This is a genomic window from Variovorax sp. LjRoot175 (genome assembly GCF_964253805.1).
In the GTDB taxonomy this organism is placed as follows: domain Bacteria; phylum Pseudomonadota; class Gammaproteobacteria; order Burkholderiales; family Burkholderiaceae_C; genus Variovorax.
Genome location: NZ_CAXURY020000003.1, coordinates 458,470 through 474,176, shown reverse-complemented (window position 1 = coordinate 474,176; position 15,707 = coordinate 458,470). Strand labels below are relative to the sequence as shown.

General features: G+C 63.7%; 16 protein-coding genes. 8 read left to right on the top strand and 8 right to left on the bottom strand.

What is annotated here, in order from left to right:
- Positions 1-63 precede the first annotated feature (63 nt).
- The 4 genes from ACSQ89_RS40125 to acuR all read right to left on the bottom strand — a co-directional run bounded on the left by ACSQ89_RS40125 (position 64) and on the right by acuR (position 4,449).
- Complete coding sequence (locus ACSQ89_RS40125) at positions 64-1,029, bottom strand: Bug family tripartite tricarboxylate transporter substrate binding protein (RefSeq protein ID WP_436297697.1); 966 nt, start codon at positions 1,027-1,029, stop codon at positions 64-66.
- Positions 1,030-1,125: 96 nt separating this feature from the next.
- Positions 1,126-2,766: a thiamine pyrophosphate-dependent enzyme gene (locus tag ACSQ89_RS40120; protein ID WP_436297696.1), complete on the bottom strand. Its 1,641-nt coding sequence runs from the start codon at positions 2,764-2,766 to the stop codon at positions 1,126-1,128.
- Between the two features lie 10 nt (positions 2,767-2,776).
- Entirely contained in the window at positions 2,777-3,763 is a 987-nt protein-coding gene (gene acuI, locus ACSQ89_RS40115) for an acrylyl-CoA reductase (NADPH) (protein ID WP_436297695.1), read from the bottom strand.
- A 20-nt stretch (positions 3,764-3,783) separates the two neighbouring features.
- Positions 3,784-4,449 (bottom strand): acrylate utilization transcriptional regulator AcuR, encoded by a 666-nt coding sequence (gene acuR / locus ACSQ89_RS40110; protein WP_436297694.1) that lies wholly within the window; start codon positions 4,447-4,449, stop codon positions 3,784-3,786.
- A 276-nt stretch (positions 4,450-4,725) separates the two neighbouring features.
- On the opposite strand from acuR, the gene ACSQ89_RS40105 reads away from it, so the two are divergent.
- The 4 genes from ACSQ89_RS40105 to ACSQ89_RS40090 are packed head-to-tail and all read left to right on the top strand — an operon-like array spanning position 4,726 to position 8,282.
- Positions 4,726-5,709 carry a Bug family tripartite tricarboxylate transporter substrate binding protein gene (locus ACSQ89_RS40105; RefSeq protein WP_436297693.1) on the top strand — a complete coding sequence of 328 codons (984 nt, stop codon included), beginning with the start codon at positions 4,726-4,728 and terminating at the stop codon, positions 5,707-5,709.
- A gap of 28 nt (positions 5,710-5,737) precedes the next feature.
- Positions 5,738-6,937 carry an acyl-CoA dehydrogenase family protein gene (locus ACSQ89_RS40100; protein WP_436297692.1) on the top strand — a complete coding sequence of 400 codons (1,200 nt, stop codon included), beginning with the start codon at positions 5,738-5,740 and terminating at the stop codon, positions 6,935-6,937.
- A complete protein-coding gene (locus ACSQ89_RS40095; RefSeq protein WP_436297691.1) occupies positions 6,934-7,596 on the top strand; it encodes a CoA transferase subunit A in 663 nt (220 codons plus the stop codon). The genes ACSQ89_RS40100 and ACSQ89_RS40095 overlap by 4 nt, the downstream gene beginning before the upstream one ends.
- Positions 7,593-8,282 (top strand): 3-oxoacid CoA-transferase subunit B, encoded by a 690-nt coding sequence (locus ACSQ89_RS40090; RefSeq protein WP_436297690.1) that lies wholly within the window; start codon positions 7,593-7,595, stop codon positions 8,280-8,282. The genes ACSQ89_RS40095 and ACSQ89_RS40090 overlap by 4 nt, the downstream gene beginning before the upstream one ends.
- A 45-nt stretch (positions 8,283-8,327) precedes the next feature.
- Here ACSQ89_RS40090 and ACSQ89_RS40085 read toward each other — a convergent pair whose 3' ends face one another.
- From ACSQ89_RS40085 to ACSQ89_RS40075, 3 genes are read right to left on the bottom strand one after another with little or no spacing between them, the layout of a single operon-like run.
- The gene (locus ACSQ89_RS40085) at positions 8,328-8,999 is read right to left on the bottom strand and encodes a helix-turn-helix domain-containing protein (protein WP_436297689.1); all 672 of its coding nucleotides are present in this window, start codon (positions 8,997-8,999) and stop codon (positions 8,328-8,330) included.
- 3 nt (positions 9,000-9,002) lie between these two features.
- Entirely contained in the window at positions 9,003-9,953 is a 951-nt protein-coding gene (locus tag ACSQ89_RS40080) for a PDR/VanB family oxidoreductase (RefSeq protein WP_436297688.1), read from the bottom strand.
- A gap of 1 nt (position 9,954) precedes the next feature.
- Positions 9,955-10,479 (bottom strand): MOSC domain-containing protein, encoded by a 525-nt coding sequence (locus ACSQ89_RS40075; protein ID WP_436297687.1) that lies wholly within the window; start codon positions 10,477-10,479, stop codon positions 9,955-9,957.
- 72 nt (positions 10,480-10,551) lie between these two features.
- Here ACSQ89_RS40075 and ACSQ89_RS40070 point away from each other — a divergent pair, with 72 nt between their 5' ends.
- Complete coding sequence (locus ACSQ89_RS40070; protein ID WP_436297686.1) at positions 10,552-10,806, top strand: hypothetical protein; 255 nt, start codon at positions 10,552-10,554, stop codon at positions 10,804-10,806.
- A gap of 54 nt (positions 10,807-10,860) precedes the next feature.
- A complete protein-coding gene (locus ACSQ89_RS40065; protein ID WP_436297849.1) occupies positions 10,861-11,601 on the top strand; it encodes an FAD-dependent monooxygenase in 741 nt (246 codons plus the stop codon).
- Here the strand turns inward: ACSQ89_RS40065 and ACSQ89_RS40060 are convergent.
- Entirely contained in the window at positions 11,582-12,496 is a 915-nt protein-coding gene (locus tag ACSQ89_RS40060; protein ID WP_436297685.1) for a LysR family transcriptional regulator, read from the bottom strand. The two genes, ACSQ89_RS40065 and ACSQ89_RS40060, sit on opposite strands and share 20 nt — an antisense overlap.
- Positions 12,497-12,581: 85 nt before the next feature.
- Between ACSQ89_RS40060 and mdlC the strand changes: the two genes are divergently transcribed.
- Together mdlC and ACSQ89_RS40050 are read left to right on the top strand one after the other, a co-directional pair.
- Positions 12,582-14,210, top strand: a complete 1,629-nt coding sequence (mdlC, locus tag ACSQ89_RS40055) for a benzoylformate decarboxylase (RefSeq protein WP_436297684.1) — start codon at positions 12,582-12,584, stop codon at positions 14,208-14,210.
- Positions 14,211-14,251: 41 nt separating this feature from the next.
- Positions 14,252-15,703 carry an aldehyde dehydrogenase gene (locus ACSQ89_RS40050; protein ID WP_436297683.1) on the top strand — a complete coding sequence of 484 codons (1,452 nt, stop codon included), beginning with the start codon at positions 14,252-14,254 and terminating at the stop codon, positions 15,701-15,703.
- The last annotated feature ends 4 nt before the right edge of the window (positions 15,704-15,707 follow it).

Sequence of the window (15,707 nt, the reverse complement as noted above, 5' to 3'; positions counted from 1 at the left end):
CCACGACACCGTGCCATTGCTGCCGCCAGCGGCCGCTCGAGACGACCAGCCGATCGCATTCCTTTACTCATCGGGCTTCAAGATGCCTTTCTGAACCAGATGTTCGGCGTCGCGGTAGTCTGCCCGCGCGCGATCCGTGAAGCCCTTCTGGTCGGTCGCCAACACAACGAACGTCGATGCTTCGAGTTGCTTCCTGACTGCGTCACTCATCATCACCTTGTGCACTGCGGTCTGAAGACGGCCGAATACCTCGCTGGACGAACCCTTCGGTGCCACGATGCCGACCCAAGCGGTCGACTCGAAACCGGGCACAGCGCTGTTCATGGTTGGAACACCGGGCAGCGCGGCCAGGGGCTTAGTCGCACCGACCGCCACCGCATTGATCTTCTTCGATTGAATCAGCGGCAGGGCCGCCGTGACCGACACCAGAGCCATGTCAATTTGCCCACCCACCAGCGCCTGCAGGGCGGGGGCCACTCCCGGGAACGGAACGTAAGTCACCTTGGTGCCCATTGCCTGGTGAAGCAGCTCAGGCTTCAGGACGCTGGCTGCGCCGGGCCCAGTAATGGCCTGGTTGAGTGCACCAGGCCTTTCTTTCAACGCCGTGATCAGCTTGGGCAGCGTATCCAGGCCAGATTGCGTGGACGTCGTCAGAACGAGGGGGGAGTAGCCCAGCAACGAGATGTAGTCGAACGATTTGAAGGCATCCCACTTGAAGTTCTTATAGAAGAGATTCGTCGTCGCATGCGTTTCGTAGACTAGCGACAACGTGTATCCGTCAGCCTTGGCACGAGACACCTCGTTGGCGGCTACGTTGCCACCGGCTCCCGCCTTGTTCTCGACGACGATCGGCTGGCCAAGCTCCTGGCCCAATGGAACGCTGATGACGCGCCCCACGAAATCGACCGGGCCACCCGGTGGATAGGGTACGACGAGCCGGATGGGTGCGCTCGGAAAGTCACTTGCCTGCGCGGCCCCCAAAGCGAAGAGCATGAAAAGACCGGCGGCAGCACTCGATTTTATTGACATCCACTTCTCCTAGAGGCTTGCGTTACAAGACGACATGCGGGCGTCGAAACCGTCGCTGCTGACTCCGGCCGAAACGGGGCATTCTGGGCGGGTCGCTCAATCCCACTTGAGGGAGCGTTCAACCGACATGTCTGGATCACTGCATACCTCGATCAGTACCGGTCCCTTGATGCCCATGGCTTGCTCGACGATGGCTGCGGCATCCCTGGCGTGCTCAATCCTGAATCCACGAGCTCCAAATGCCTCGGCAAGCTTCGCGAAGCCGGGATTTGCCAGATCAGTGCCGCTGATGCGATTGGGGAAGTGCCGCTGTTGGTGGGTACGGATCGTTCCGTACGACCCATTGTTGGACACCACCACGCGCAGGTTCAGCTTCCTATCGACTGCGGTAATGAGTTCGTTGCCATTCATGAGGAATCCTCCATCGCCGACAAAGGCGAGAACTTCTCGACCCGGATAGCGCAAGCCAGCCGCTACCCCAGCGGGGACGCCCGTCCCCATGGCTCCGCAAGCCGAGCCGAGCAGCCGATTTGCCGGCGTCATCTTGAAGATGCGGTGAACCCAGGATGCAAAGTTTCCAGAATCGGTCGTCAAGACCGCGTCGCTCTGGGCCAGCCGTGCAAGCGCCATGATCGTGTGGCCCATGACGTCATTCGCCACCACGTTCTCCGGCTGCCACCCGTGTGCACGCTCAGCAGTCTCGCGCACCCGCTTTAGCCATTGGCCGGACACCGATGCCGAGCCACCATGGCGCAGTGCAGCACGCACGAATCCATGCGCCGTTGAGACCATTGGCAATTCTGTCGGAAAGTGACGCCCGATCATGGACGGATCGGGATACACATGAACGAGCTTCTGCGGATTGGCACCTTGTCGCGGGAAGGCGAATCCCAGAGACGACACATCACCCATGCGGCTGCCGATCGCGACAAGCAGGTCAGCTTCGCTGAAGAGGGCCGTATGGGCGGGCGAGGTGAAGAAGCTCAGCTGACCAATCCAGTGAGGATCTGTGTTCGAGAACTGGTCCTGGTTCTTGTTGGTGAGGGCGATGGGAATACCCCACCGGCTGACGAGCTCCTGGAGGTCGCTGCGGAATTCCTGGGTCCGGCATTCCCCGCCCACGATCAGGATCGGGCGGCTGGCCTTGGAAAGCAGCTCGTGCACGCGCGCCGCGTCCTCCAGCCTCGCCTCCGACAGCGCCAAGCCATGGACCCGCGCGGGCTGCCGGTCGACCAGCTCGTTCAAGATGTCCTCGGGCAACTCCACCGCGACCGGACCAGGGGTTCCCGACGCAGCTGCAGAAAAGGCTCGAGCCATTACTTCGCCGGCGCCGGCCGCCCTGTCGATACGTCCCGACCATTTCAGCAAACCAGAGAACGCTTTTGAGGAGTCGATTTCTTGAACGGCACCCCTGCCCAGGTTTGGCGTTTCGACCTGGCCGATCAAAAGGATCAGTGGAGCCGCTTCTTCGGCCGCGACGTGTACTCCGATCGCGGCATTGAACGCCCCGGGCCCCCTGCTTGCCATGACGATGCCGGCGCGGCCGCTCAGCTTGGCGTCTGCGATCGCCGCCAAGGCAGCAGACCCTTCGTGGCGGCATGTCACCAAATCGAAGTCGTGCCGCGCGTGAAGCGCGTCAAGGAGCGCCAGAAAACTTTCACCGGGAACGCTGAACGCACGGTCCACACCATGCGCGACCATGCTGTCAACGATTGCCTCGGCAACTCGATACGTCATGACTGTCCTTTTACGGCGCGTTCACGTTGACAACCAGACGGCCTCGGATCTCGCCCTGCATGAGTCTTGCGGCGGCGTCAATCGCCTGTGCCAGTGGGATCTCGCCCGCAATGTCTTCCAGGATCGGGCCATGCAGGTCCCGGGCCAGCCGTTCCCAGGCTGCGACGCGATCTGCCTTTGGACGCATCACGCTATCGACACCGATGAGGCTTACGCCACGAAGGATGAAGGGCGCGACGGACGCAGGCAGATCAAGGCCTTGCGCCATGCCACACGCAGCGACCACGCCGTTGTATCGAAGTTGCGCGCAAACGTTGGCCAGCGTATGGCTGCCAACAGAGTCCACGGCGGCGATCCAGCGCTCCTTCTGCAGCGGCTTGCCCGGTTCGCTCAACTCGCTGCGATCGATCAGGTCACTTGCACCAAGGCGCCGCAGATAGTCAGACTCATTGAGCCGCCCCGTGGACGCGGTGACTTTGTATCCAAGGTTCGCCAGGAGGGCGACCGCAACGCTTCCTACGCCACCATTCGCACCTGTCACGAGCACCGGCCCATCCGCCGCCTTCAGCCCATGCCACTCCAGGGCCATCACGCACAGCATCGCGGTATACCCCGCAGTACCGATCGCCATGGCGTCTCTGGCGCTGAAACGCTTCGGGAGAGGAATCAACCAATCGCCCTTCACGCGCGCCCGCTGTGCAAGTCCGCCCCAGTGCGTTTCGCCAACTCCCCAGCCGTTGAGTACCACCGGGTCGCCAGGCTTGAATTCGGGATGGTCGCTCTGCTCTACCACCCCGGCGAAGTCGATGCCCGGCACCATGGGAAAGCTCCGGACAACTGGGCCCTTTCCGGTGATAGCCAGCCCGTCTTTGTAGTTCAGCGTGCTGTATTCGATCCGGACTGTGACGTCTCCCGCAGGCAGGCGGCTCTCATCAATCTCACCCAGCGAGGCGCGGTAGCCTTCCGCGTCCTTTTCCACAACGATGCCTTTGAACATGTTTTCGTTCCAACAAGAGATTAGTGATCCGCTGCGCTGCGGGGCGAGGCCTGGGCGCGCACACCCAGGCTGGACAGAAATGCCTCGATGAAGGTCACCAGGGGACGGTCCGTCTGAACAAGCCTGGCTCGAAGCACGGCCCCTTCCCAAGCGATCCAGAAGAATTCGGCGAGCTGCTCGACGTTCAATGTTGCGGGGATAGTTCCTGCGGCTTGAGCCTCCTTGAGGCAGCGCGCCACCCGCTCCTGCCAACCGACAAGAATTGCGTCAAGCCGTTCGCGAAACCCTGAAGGAAGCGCACCCAACTCCTGGCTCAGATTGCCGACCAGACATCCCCGTGTGAAGCGGTGCTTGCGCATGCCTCTGGATGCATCGGCGATGAAGTCGGCAAGCCGATCAAGCGGTGCGCGTTCCTGGTTCAACAACCATCGATCGAGCTTTCGCTTGAAGTAGTCGTCGTAGGCGTCCATCACTGCCGCTCCGAACGCATCCTTGTTCTCGAAGTAGTGATAGAACGAGCCCTTGGGCACAGTCGCCCGCTTCAGCACGGCATCCAAGCCGGTCGAACTGAAACCCTGCTCGGTGAGCAGTTCCATCCCGCACCGAATCAGCACATCGCGCGTCGCCGCATACGCCGGTGACGGTCGCCGTCCGCGCGCCACGGCCATCCTGGGTTTTTCATTCATTCGTCAATTCTAGACCGATCGACTAGGAAGTACCTACAGTTTTTTCCGGGCAGACGCGCATCCTCAAGAACTGCACCAACATGCGCCCATACACGCCCTGACACTGTGCAAGTGGCGGTTTCATCGCAGAGAAATGGGCGTGAGATCCACGATCTCGCCGGTTTCATCGTGGGCCCGACTCTTGCTCGCAAACCCTAGGACGAGTCCTAATTGACACAATGTGTCCTTGACCGCAATACTTTCATCACCTCCTCACCTTTTGCAGAAGGAAGCCCAATGAAGCTCAACTCAATCAGAAAATGGCTTGTCGCCGCCGGCGTCGCCTGCCTGGCTATCGCGCCGGCGCTGGCGGACGAGCCGTATCCGTCGAAGCCGATCAAGCTCGTTGCGGCTTTCCCGCCCGGTGGGCCCACGGACATCATTGCCCGCGTCATCGCACAAGCACTGGGCAAGGAACTCAATGGCACGATCATCATTGACAACCGCGCCGGCGCCGGCGGCGTCGTCGGTGCCGAAGCCGTCGCCAGGTCGAAGCCGGACGGCTACACCCTGCTCGTTGCGGTGGAGTCCTCGCAGACGCGCGGTCAAGCCCTGAACGCAACGCTTTCCTATGACCAGTTCAAGGACTTCGCCTATATCAGGAATGTCGCCAAGCAGCGAAACCTGGTCGTGGTGAATCCCGACGTGCCGGTCAACAGCGTCAAGGAACTCATCGCCTTCGCCAAGGCGAACCCCGGCAAGCTGAATTTCGGGGGCACCTTCGGCGCTACATCGCACATCGGCGGAACGCTCTTCGACGCAGGCAACGGCACGCAGCTTACGTTCGTGAACTACAAGGGCGGTGCGCAGCCCATCACCGACCTCATGGCCGGCGTGGTACAGGTCGGCTTCTTCACCGAGGCGACCGTCGCCCAGCACATCCGCGCCGGAAAGATCAAGGCCCTGGCAGTCGCCGCGCCGGAGCGTTCGCCCGCGTTTCCGGATCTCCCGACGCTCCAGGAAGCCGGCAGCAAGCCGATCGACCTTTCGCCTTGGTTCGGCATTGCAGCTCCTGCCGGCACTCCGAGCGCAGTCATTCAAAAGCTAGCGGCGGCGCTCGACAAGATTGTGGCGAATCACGAGTTCCTGGCGCAGCTGGAGACGCTCGGCGCGGTTCCGGTGAAGGAGTCGACACCCGAGCTCTATACCAAGCAGGTGGCCAAGGAGATCGTGTTCTGGAACGATTGGGCGAAGACATTGAAGACCCCCCTGGCCCGCTGAGCGGCCCGACAGAGAGCGTTCGAACGCGATGAACTTCTACGACCTCTACGACGAGAGACTGTCCGCGGCGGAACGAGCGCTCGTGCAGGCCGCAAGCGACTTCTGCCGCGGCGAATTCAGCGTCCACCTTCTGGAATCGCACACGCAGGGTCGCGCCTACGATGTCTCGTGGATCGACAGGTGGGCAAAGGAAGGTTTCCTGGGACTTCAAACGCCAAGCGAGCTTGGGGGCCACGATGCTTCGTTCATCTGCAAGATCCGCGTGGCGCAGGCGATGGCGGAGCATGGGTTTGCGGCCGCCTTCGCCATCAACAACCTGCAAGGGTCCGTGACACGCGTGGCGCGCTCCGGCTCCGAGAAGCAACGTGCCGAGTTCCTCGACGGCATGCTGAGCGGGCGAACGCTGTGCGCCCCCGCCATGTCGGAGCCCGACGGCGGCAGCGACCTGGGCGCACTGAAGACGAAGGCACGGCGCGTGGACGGCGGATGGCTCATCAGCGGCACGAAGTCATGGGTCACCAACGGTTCGATCATCCAATGCGCCAACCTGCTCGCGAGAGTTGATCCCATCGGAAAAGAAGCCGGCGAGACTGCCTCTTTTCTGGTGCCGCTAGCAGACGGGCCGACGCTGCGCAGGGAAGAGCTCGTCATGCCTGGCGCCCAGTCCTTCCGGCTGTCCCGCCTGATCTTCCAGGACCATTTCGTTCCCGACTGGTGTCTCTTCGACCCGCCGGGGCAGGCGTTCAAGTCTTCCATGGCGTCGGTCAATGCCGCACGCGTTCACGTCGCGGCGATGTGCGTGGCCTCAGCCAGGGCTGCCTTGGCGGAAGCGGTTGGCTACGCGGAAACAAGGCAAGCCTTTGGCAAGCCGCTGCTCAGGCACCAGGGACTCGGGTGGGAGCTCGCAGAGGTCTCCCTGCGCCTGGAGGCGGCCAATGCACTCGTCCTGCGCGCGGCGATTGCCGTGCAAACAGGAAAGGCGGCACTGACGCTGGCCGCGCAGGCGAAGAAGTTCGCAGTCGACGTCGCCACCTGGGGGCACGACCAGTGCCAGCGCGCAATGGGCGCTGTGGGCGCGAGCGCCGATCACCGCCTTGCCATGCTGTCGAGCGAAACACGGCTGGCGGCATTCGGCGACGGCACCAACCAGATGCTGCTCGACCGCATAGCCAAGGGCTTGGCCAAAGACTATGGGCCTTCGCCCATGCAGAAGGAATCTGATCAATGAGGAGTGTGGTCGTCAAGGATGCGAACGCCGCCGTCGAGGGCTTGCGCGACGGAGATACGGTGATGGTCGGGGGCTTCGGCGGCGCAGGCGTTCCGCGCGGGATGGTCGAGGCGGTGCTGGACCTGGGCGTGCGCGAACTGACTGTCATCTCCAACAATGCAGGCTCCGGCGGCCAGGATCTTTCGCTGTGGTTCGGTGCACGCATCGTCCGGAAAATCGTCTGCTCCTACCCGCGAAGTGCGGACGTGTTCGCCGATCAATACCGAGCCGGCGAGGTCGAACTCGAGCTGGTTCCGCAGGGCACGCTGGTCGAGCGCATCCGCGCCGGGGGCGCGGGCCTCGGCGGATTCCTCACTCCCACGGGTGTGGGCACCGTGTTCGAAAAGGGCAAGCAGAAGGTCGTGGTCGATGGCCGCGAGTTCCTTCTGGAGAAGCCCTTGCGCGCTCAGTTCTCGCTGCTCAAGGGCCGGCAGGCCGATGTGCTCGGCAACCTCAACTACAGCAAGACGGCACGGAATCACTCGGTCGTGATGGCTACCGCCGGCGAGGTGGTTGCAGTGGAAGTCGACGAACTCCTGGAACCCGGCGAGCTCGACCCGGAGGGCATCATCACGCCCTGCATCTTTGTCGACCGCGTATTTCTCTCGAGGCACGCATGAACTCGCTATCCAGACTGGAGCTCGCCCGCCTGGTCGCCAACCAGCTTCCGAAACAAGGGTTCGTCAACCTCGGCATCGGAGCGCCGACGAGCGTGGCGGACTATCTTCCCTCCGATACCTCGGTCATGCTTCACAGCGAAAACGGCATTCTCAACGTCGGGCCCAAGCCAGCCGTGGGAGAGGAGGACCTGGACCTGATCAATGCCGGGAAGATGCCTGTCACCCTCGCCCGTGGCGGATCCTTCTTCGACTCGAGCCTGTCGTTTTCGATGATGCGCGGAGGGCACCTCGACATCGCCATCCTGGGTGCGTTCCAGGTTTCACAGCACGGCGATTTGGCCAACTGGACCACCGGCGATCTGAACGGTGCGCCGCCGGCCATCGGCGGGGCCATCGATCTCGCGGTGGGAGCAAAGCAGATTTGGGTGATGATGGAGCACACCACGCGCGACGCCCAGCCGCGCCTGGTCGAGCGCTGCACCTTGCCGCTCACGGCGGTGGGGGTCGTGGCCAAGGTGTTCACGAACCTGGCGATCATCGACGTCACCGGCAATGGATTCGTCGTGCAGGCGCTTTTCGAGGGTGCCTCGCTCGAATCCGTGCAGCAACTCACCGGGGCGCCGCTGAAACCGGCGCCAACGCTGAGGCGATTCTCTTCGGACGGGGTGCTGACGTCGCTTCGCTGAGGCCGGGAGCCAAGGTGCCGGGCGCGAACCGCGCCTCTGTCGGACCTATGCGGTGGCGGCAATCACGACAAGGGCCGAAGCTGGTTCGTCGGTGAGCGCGGTCAGCTTGTGCGGAATCGTGGAGTCGAACTGCACACAGTCGCCGGGCTCCAGGCGCTCCTTGCGTGCCCCGATTTGCATCTCGATGTGGCCGGTCAGAACAAAGAGGATTTCTTCGCCCTCATGGTGGCTCATGATCCGGCCGCGCTTCTGCGTTTTTCCCGGCCGCACGATAAATGCCCGCATCACGCGATCGTTGCGCAGCCCTGCGACCAGCGAGAGATGCGTCGTAGGATCTCCCGCGATAGATCCATTGCCCCGGACGATGGAAACGACGTCTTCCTCCGACTGTTGCCCGAAGAGCCGGTCCACCGTCACACCCAGGGCCTTGGCAATATTGAGCGCCGACTCGATCGAGGGCGTGGATACGCCGCGCTCGATCTTTGACAAATAGCTGCGCGTCAGCCCCGAATCTCGAGCGAGATTCTCTAGCGTCAGCCCGCTTTGGACGCGCAGGTACTTCAGGTGTAGTGCCAAGGCTTTGAACGGGTTCAGGTCAGGCTGCTCTGCTGCCCGGAACCCACTGGAAATTGCTGCGGGGCCCGATTCTGGCACGAGTATCTCGACCGTCGTCTCGACCGGGCGCGGCGCGGCATGCCTGCTGCGTTCCAGAGCCACGGCCTACAGATCGAGCACCAGGCGCGGCCCTGCGCACCCCGCAACGCATACGATCACTTCATGTGCGCGCTCCTGAGGACTCAGCACACGATCGTGATGGATCGGCGGCCCTTCGATCCAGCGCGTGCGGCAAGCGCCGCAGATGCCACCAGCGCACGACACCGAGAGATCGGTATCCGCCGCTTCCAAGGTGGCCAGAAGGCCCACCTCGGGCCGGACCACCAATTCGCGTCCGCTCCTGGCCAGCACCACGCTGTAGGGTCGTGCCTTCAGGGCAGGAACCAACTTCGGTGCGGTGAATCGCTCCACATGCTTGCGGCTTTCGGGCCATTTAGCGACGACAGACTCGAATGCATCGAGCATCCCCGCGGGTCCGCAGCAAAATGCCTTCGCATCCTGGCCAAAGGCCTCCAGGAGAGATTGGATGTTTGGCGGACTGACCTCGAGCGTGTTGTAGAGATGGACACGTCCGCCCTTGACCGCTGGCCCCAGCATGTCGATCAGGCTCGGATGCCCCATGCTGGCCCAGTGCAGCTCGTAGTTCGTCTTCCCCTCGCGCTCCAGCGCCAGAATCGCAGAGACGAACGGCGTCACGCCTATTCCGCCAGCAACAAAGATGTTCATCCCGGTGGGCGAGAGCTCCAGCCCGCTTCGAGGCACCGAAACACCGATCACTTCGCCGGCACGGACCTCGTCGTGTATGTGACGGGACCCGCCGCGCCCCTCCTCTTCGCGCTTCACTGCAACAACGTATCTCCTGCAGTCGGCGGGATCGTTGCACAACGAATAGGTGCGTACGAGCCCATTGGCCAAATGGAGGTCGATGTGCGCTCCGGGCCTGAACGCAGGCAAGCGCCAACCGTCCTGATCTGTCAATACCAGCCGCTTGACGCCCGGTAGGGGCTCATCGATTTCCCGAACGACAGCTTGGAGATGCTTGATCGCCTTCGGCATGTCACACCTCTCGGACGGCGTCGCCCACGCGGATGACGCCGCCTTTCAGAATCCGGCAGTTGAGCCCCGACCTATTGATCAATGGATCGAACACGGCCTTGCCGAGGACCTCCTCGATGTGGCGGCACGGCGTGGACAGCCGGGTTGCCTCGAGAAGCGTTTCCCCCACCCAGAACTGGCGGCCGACGAGATGATTGAGCGGCACACCTTGTACGGTCACGTTTCTTCGATGCTCCTCAGGCAGCATCTGGATTTTTGCATCGCGTGCCAGGGCTTCGAGCGTCTCGATCTCGAACAGCGTGATCTGTCGTCCCTCCTCCGGCTTGTGGGAGTAGAAGCCGGACTCCCGGCCGATCATGTATCGGTCCCCCTCGATGCCCTTGCCGGCCACGAGCATCAGCTCGTCGAACGCCTCCATGGGAAGGAAGGCGCGGGGCGTGACGTGCAGATGTCGAACGACCCCCGTCCAGGCAGGAACGACTTGCCGTTCTTCGAGCTGCGGTGGGTGGTCTGCGGCAGCAAGCATGTAGACGCTCCTTGATAACGGCGATCCAGCCGGTCTGATGAACGAACGTCATTATAGGACACTTTGTGTCCTATGAAACTCACCAAAGCGTTTCAGGGTCGATACGGCCGAATCCGGCATCGATACACGAAAACTGGTCTCGCTGTTTCCGGGGTCAAACGCGCCGCTGCCAAGGACGTCCTTGTCGACCTGATCGAGCATGACGCGTCTGTCTTGGCCATCGTCACCGCCCGTGGTGTCGGGCGCATTCCAGGTCCCGAGCGGACAAACAACGCATCGCCCGGCGGCTTGCGAAGGCGACTGAGTGCGGTACTGAATCCGGACTAGCTCATTTGAAGGCTTTCAGCCGCGCGACCCAGGTGACGTGGGCCGTCGGTCTTTCTGGCCGGAGATGCTGCACACACCAATCCACCGTACCTGGGCCAAGGCGCGTGCTCCGGCGTGCGCGATGCCGCCAACCTCACGTGGAAATTCGATCTCGTGCTTCGCGGCCTGACCGACACGAGCCTGCTCGACACTTACGAATCGGAACGTCGGCCGCACGCCCAGCAGAACATGCTGGACTCGCGTTCGCTGGGAGTGGTGGCCAACACCTCGAACCCCGTGAAGGCAGCGGTGCGGGATCTTCTGTTCAAATTCCATCTCACACCGAAACCCAAGTTCCCGGTGCTTGCCGACGGCGTTCTGGCCCGAGCCGTCGACGGAAAACCGATGCGGCAAGCGGGAAGCTTGGCACCACAGGGCCGCATCACGGTGGACGGTCGGACGATGCGCTTCGACGAGCATGTGGGGTTCAATTTCGCTCTTGTCACAAACGCCGAGGTCGCAGACGAATTGCCGGCCGACCTCAGGGCCGCGCTTCAGGCAGTCGGTGTCCGGTTCGTCGAGCTGGCGCCGCCGTCGGGCGTGAGCCAGGGCGATCATGTGCTCGATGTCGACGGCGTATATGCTCCCTTTCTGAAGTCGCTGGACGCCGATGTTGTTCTGATGCGGCCTGACTTCGTGGTGTACGGGCACGCCGATCGCGCAGGTCTCTCGCATCTGGCCGAAAGCCTCCTGCAGCAACTGCAGTACACCTCCACGAGGGCGCAGCACCCCGCCATCAGCGTCCTTTGTCCTTGAAGAGGCCGACAAAGAGATTTCGGATCCAATGGTGTGCCGGATCCAACTCGAAGCGGCGGCTCCAGTGGATCGACACCGTGAAGGTGCTGCGGGGAAGCTCCGCCGGAAGCACCACGTAGCGCTTCGGCTCGATGAACCTGCGCGCGATCGCCTGCGGCATCACGACGGCGAAATCCGTGCGCGCAATGATGGCCGGCAGCGCAAGGAAGTGCGCCGAGTTCAAGACCAGCCTGCCATCAAGGCCGAGCTGCTGCAGGATGCGGAAGGTCTCCGAGTGCGAGCGGACGGCCACGTATTCCAGGCGCCGCAAGTCCTGGATCGTCATGCGCACATCCGACGCGTTCGAGGCCTTCGCCATCGGATGTCCGGCCCGCACCACCACCGCATAGCGGTCGCGCAGCAACTCGACGCGCTCCGTTCCGCTGACCGAAGGCAGAAAGCCGAGCGCGAAATGAATGGCCCCGGTCTCGAGGGCATCGGCGATCTCCCCGTGCGGCAGCGGGGTCGTATGCACCCGCATGCCGGGTGCCTGGCGGTGCAAGGCCGCCATCAGTTCCGGCAGCAACCGGGCCTCGCCGATGTCGTTCATGTGCAGCCGAACGGTCATGCGCGAGCGCGACGGATCGAACGTGTCTTCGTCTCGCAGCACATCCTCGATGGCGGCCACGGCCGGCTGTACGACGCTTGCCAGCCGCTCCGCCCGCAGCGTCGGCCGCATGCGCCCGTTGGCGCGCACGAACAGCGCATCGCCCAGGGCGAGCCGCAGTCGCGTCAACCCTTGGCTGGCGGCCGGTTGGGACAGTCCCAGCGCATCGGCAGCGCGGCTGACGCTACCCAGGCGGTACACCGCTTCGAACAGGCGAAGCAAGTTCATGTCCAGTTTTTCACTATGCATGATGCTTATTTTCTTCTAGTCATTCCATTGTATTGATGGATACAGCCAAACCCGCAAAACTCCCTGATTCCATCAAGGAGCATTCATGGATCAACGCGTCAAGCCACCCGCGCAAGAAGCCCTCGTGGCGGGCAGTACCCTGACCGTGCGGGATGCCGTTTTCAGGCTGCTGCGCGCCTTCGGCATGACCAGCGTATTCGGCAACCCCGGTTCGACGGAACTGCCGCTGTTCATCGATTTTCCGGAAGATTTCCGCTACGTGCTCGGGCTGCAGGAGTCCGTGGTCGTGGGCATGGCGGATGGGTACGCGCAGGCCACGCACAACGCGGCGTTCGTCAATCTGCACTCCGCCGCCGGCGTCGGCCATGCGATGGGCAACATCTTCACGGCCTTTCGCAACCGCACGCCGCTGGTGATCACGGCCGGCCAGCAGGCGCGGTCGATCCTGCCCTTCGAGCCCTTCCTCGGCTCCACGCAGGCGCCCGAGTTGCCGAGGCCCTACGTGAAGTGGAGCGTCGAGCCGGCGCGAGCCGAAGACGTCCCGCTGGCGATTGCGCGCGCCTACTACATCGCGATGACGCCGCCGCGCGGTCCCGTGCTGGTCTCGATCCCGTCGGACGACTGGGACGTCCAGACCCTGCCGGTCGATGCACGAGAGGTCAGTCGCCACCTGCGCCCGGATCCGGACCTTCTCGCGCGCATTGCCGCGGCCATCGATGTCGCCCGCTCCCCGGCCTTCGTGGTTGGTGCGGCGGTCGATCGCGATGAGGCCTGGAAAGAGACGGTCCAGTTGGCCGAGCGGCACAACGCGCGTGTGTATGTCGCCCCCATGTCGGGCCGGTGCAGCTTCCCGGAAGATCATCCCCTGTGGGGAGGCTTTCTGCCGCCAATGCGCGAGCGCATCGTCGATCGGCTCGCCGGCCACGACCTTGTTTTCGCGCTCGGTGCTCCGGCGTTCACCTACCATGTCCCGGGCCACGGGCCGCACCTTCCTGAAGAAGCGGAGCTGGTGCAGCTGACGGACGATCCTCAGGTCGCGGCCTGGGCGCCGACAGGAACCTCCGTGGTCGGCAGCATCCGCCTCGGATTGCTGGATCTGCTCGAACAGAGCACGCCACGGCATCGTGCGGCGCCATCTCCCCATGTGCGGCCATCGCGCGTTGCAGAGCCTGCGCCCGACGAACGCCTGCCGGTTGCGTGGGTCCTGCAAACGCTGGCCGATCTGCGCGCGCGCGACAGCATCGTGGTCGAGGAAGCGCCCAGCGCACGGCCGATCATGCACGGCCACCTGCCGATCTTCGAGTCGGAAACCTTCTACACCATGTGCAGCGGTGGCCTGGGCTATGGCCTTCCGGCCGCGGTCGGGGTGGCACTGGGCAAGCCCGGCGCACGGGTCATTGCGTTGGTGGGCGATGGCTCGGCGATGTACGCCATCCAGGCGCTGTGGAGTGCAGCGCAATTGGCCTTGCCGGTGACGGTCGTGATCCTGAAGAACCGCCGCTACGCGGCGCTGTATGAGTTCGCCCGGATCTTCGGCTACCGGCCCGACGAGCATGTTCCGGGCACCGACCTGCCCGATCTCGATTTTGTCGCGCTGGCTGGCGCGCAAGGCTTGAAAGGGCTGCGCGTCGAGGCGGCCGAGCAGCTGCGTCCGGCATTGCGCCAGGCCTTGGAATCGATCGCACCGATGCTGGTCGAGGTCGAAGTGGCCTGACGTTTTTTCACTTTTCCCCCAACTATCAAGGAGACCAGACCATGGGCACGATTTCGATGTTGATCAACGGCGAGTCCCGGCAGGCCGAGAACAATGCCACATTCGAACGCCGCAACCCGCTCGATGGTACGGTGGCCACCATCGCACCCGCCGCCACGACAGCTGACGCTGTGGCCGCGGTCGAGGCAGCCGCTACCGCGTTTCCGGCCTGGTCCCGCACCGGCCCGGGCGAACGCAGGGCGCTGCTGTTGAAGGCGGCACACGCCATCGAAGCCAAGGCGCAGGCCCTGACGGATGCAATGGCAGCGGAGACCGGCGCAGCCGCTCCGTGGGCGAGCTTCAACGTGCATCTGGCGGCCGGCATGCTGCAGGAAGCTGCCGGCATGACGACCCAGATCGGCGGCGAGGTCATCCCTTCCGACATGCCTGGCAGCCTGGCGCTGGGCCTGCGCCGCCCGGCCGGCGTGGTACTTGGCATCGCCCCATGGAATGCACCGGTGATCCTCGGGGTGCGTGCGATCGCCACACCACTGGCTTGCGGCAACACGGTGGTCTTCAAGGGCTCGGAGCTCAGCCCGGCCACGCACGGCCTGATCGTCGAGGCGTTCAAGGATGCGGGCTTCCCGCCCGGGGTCGTCAACTTCGTGACCAATGCCCCGGCGGATGCAGCCGATGTGGTCGAAGCGATCGTGGCGCACCCGGCACTGCGCCGGGTGAACTTCACGGGCTCCACCCGCGTCGGCAAGCTGATCGCGCTGACTTGCGCCAAATACCTGAAGCCGGCCGTGCTGGAGTTGGGCGGCAAGGCCCCGCTCGTCGTGCTGGACGATGCCGACCTCGATGCCGCGGTCAACGCCGCCGCCTTCGGCGCCTTCGCCAACAGCGGCCAGATCTGCATGAGCACCGAGCGCATCATCGTGGACCGCCGCATCGCGGACGCCTTCGTCGACAGGCTCGCCGCCAAGGCCACGCAGCTGCCGCTGGGCGATCCGCGCAAGGGGCCGGTGGTGCTGGGTTCGGTCGTCGATGCGAGCACCGTCGAGCGCTGCAATGCGCTGATCGACGATGCCCTTGCCAAGGGCGCGAAGCTCGTGTGCGGCGGCAAGGCCGAGAACACGCTGATGCCCGCGACGCTGCTCGACCATGTGACTCCGCAGATGCGCATCTACCATGAAGAGAGCTTCGGTCCCGTGAAGCCGGTGGTGCGTGTCGACGGCGTCGACGAGGCGGTGCGCGTGGCCAACGACAACCCCTACGGGCTGTCCGCAGCGGTGTTCGGGCGAGACATCGCCCGTGCCTGGGAGGTGGCCAATCGCATCGACTCGGGCATCTGCCACGTGAACGGCCCGACCGTGCACGACGAGGCGCAGATGCCCTTCGGGGGGGTCAAGGACTCGGGCTACGGCCGCTTCGGCGGCAAGGCCGGCATCGACGCCTTCACCGAACTGCGGTGGCTCACGGTGCAGACCACCGACCGCCACTATCCGTTCTGATGAA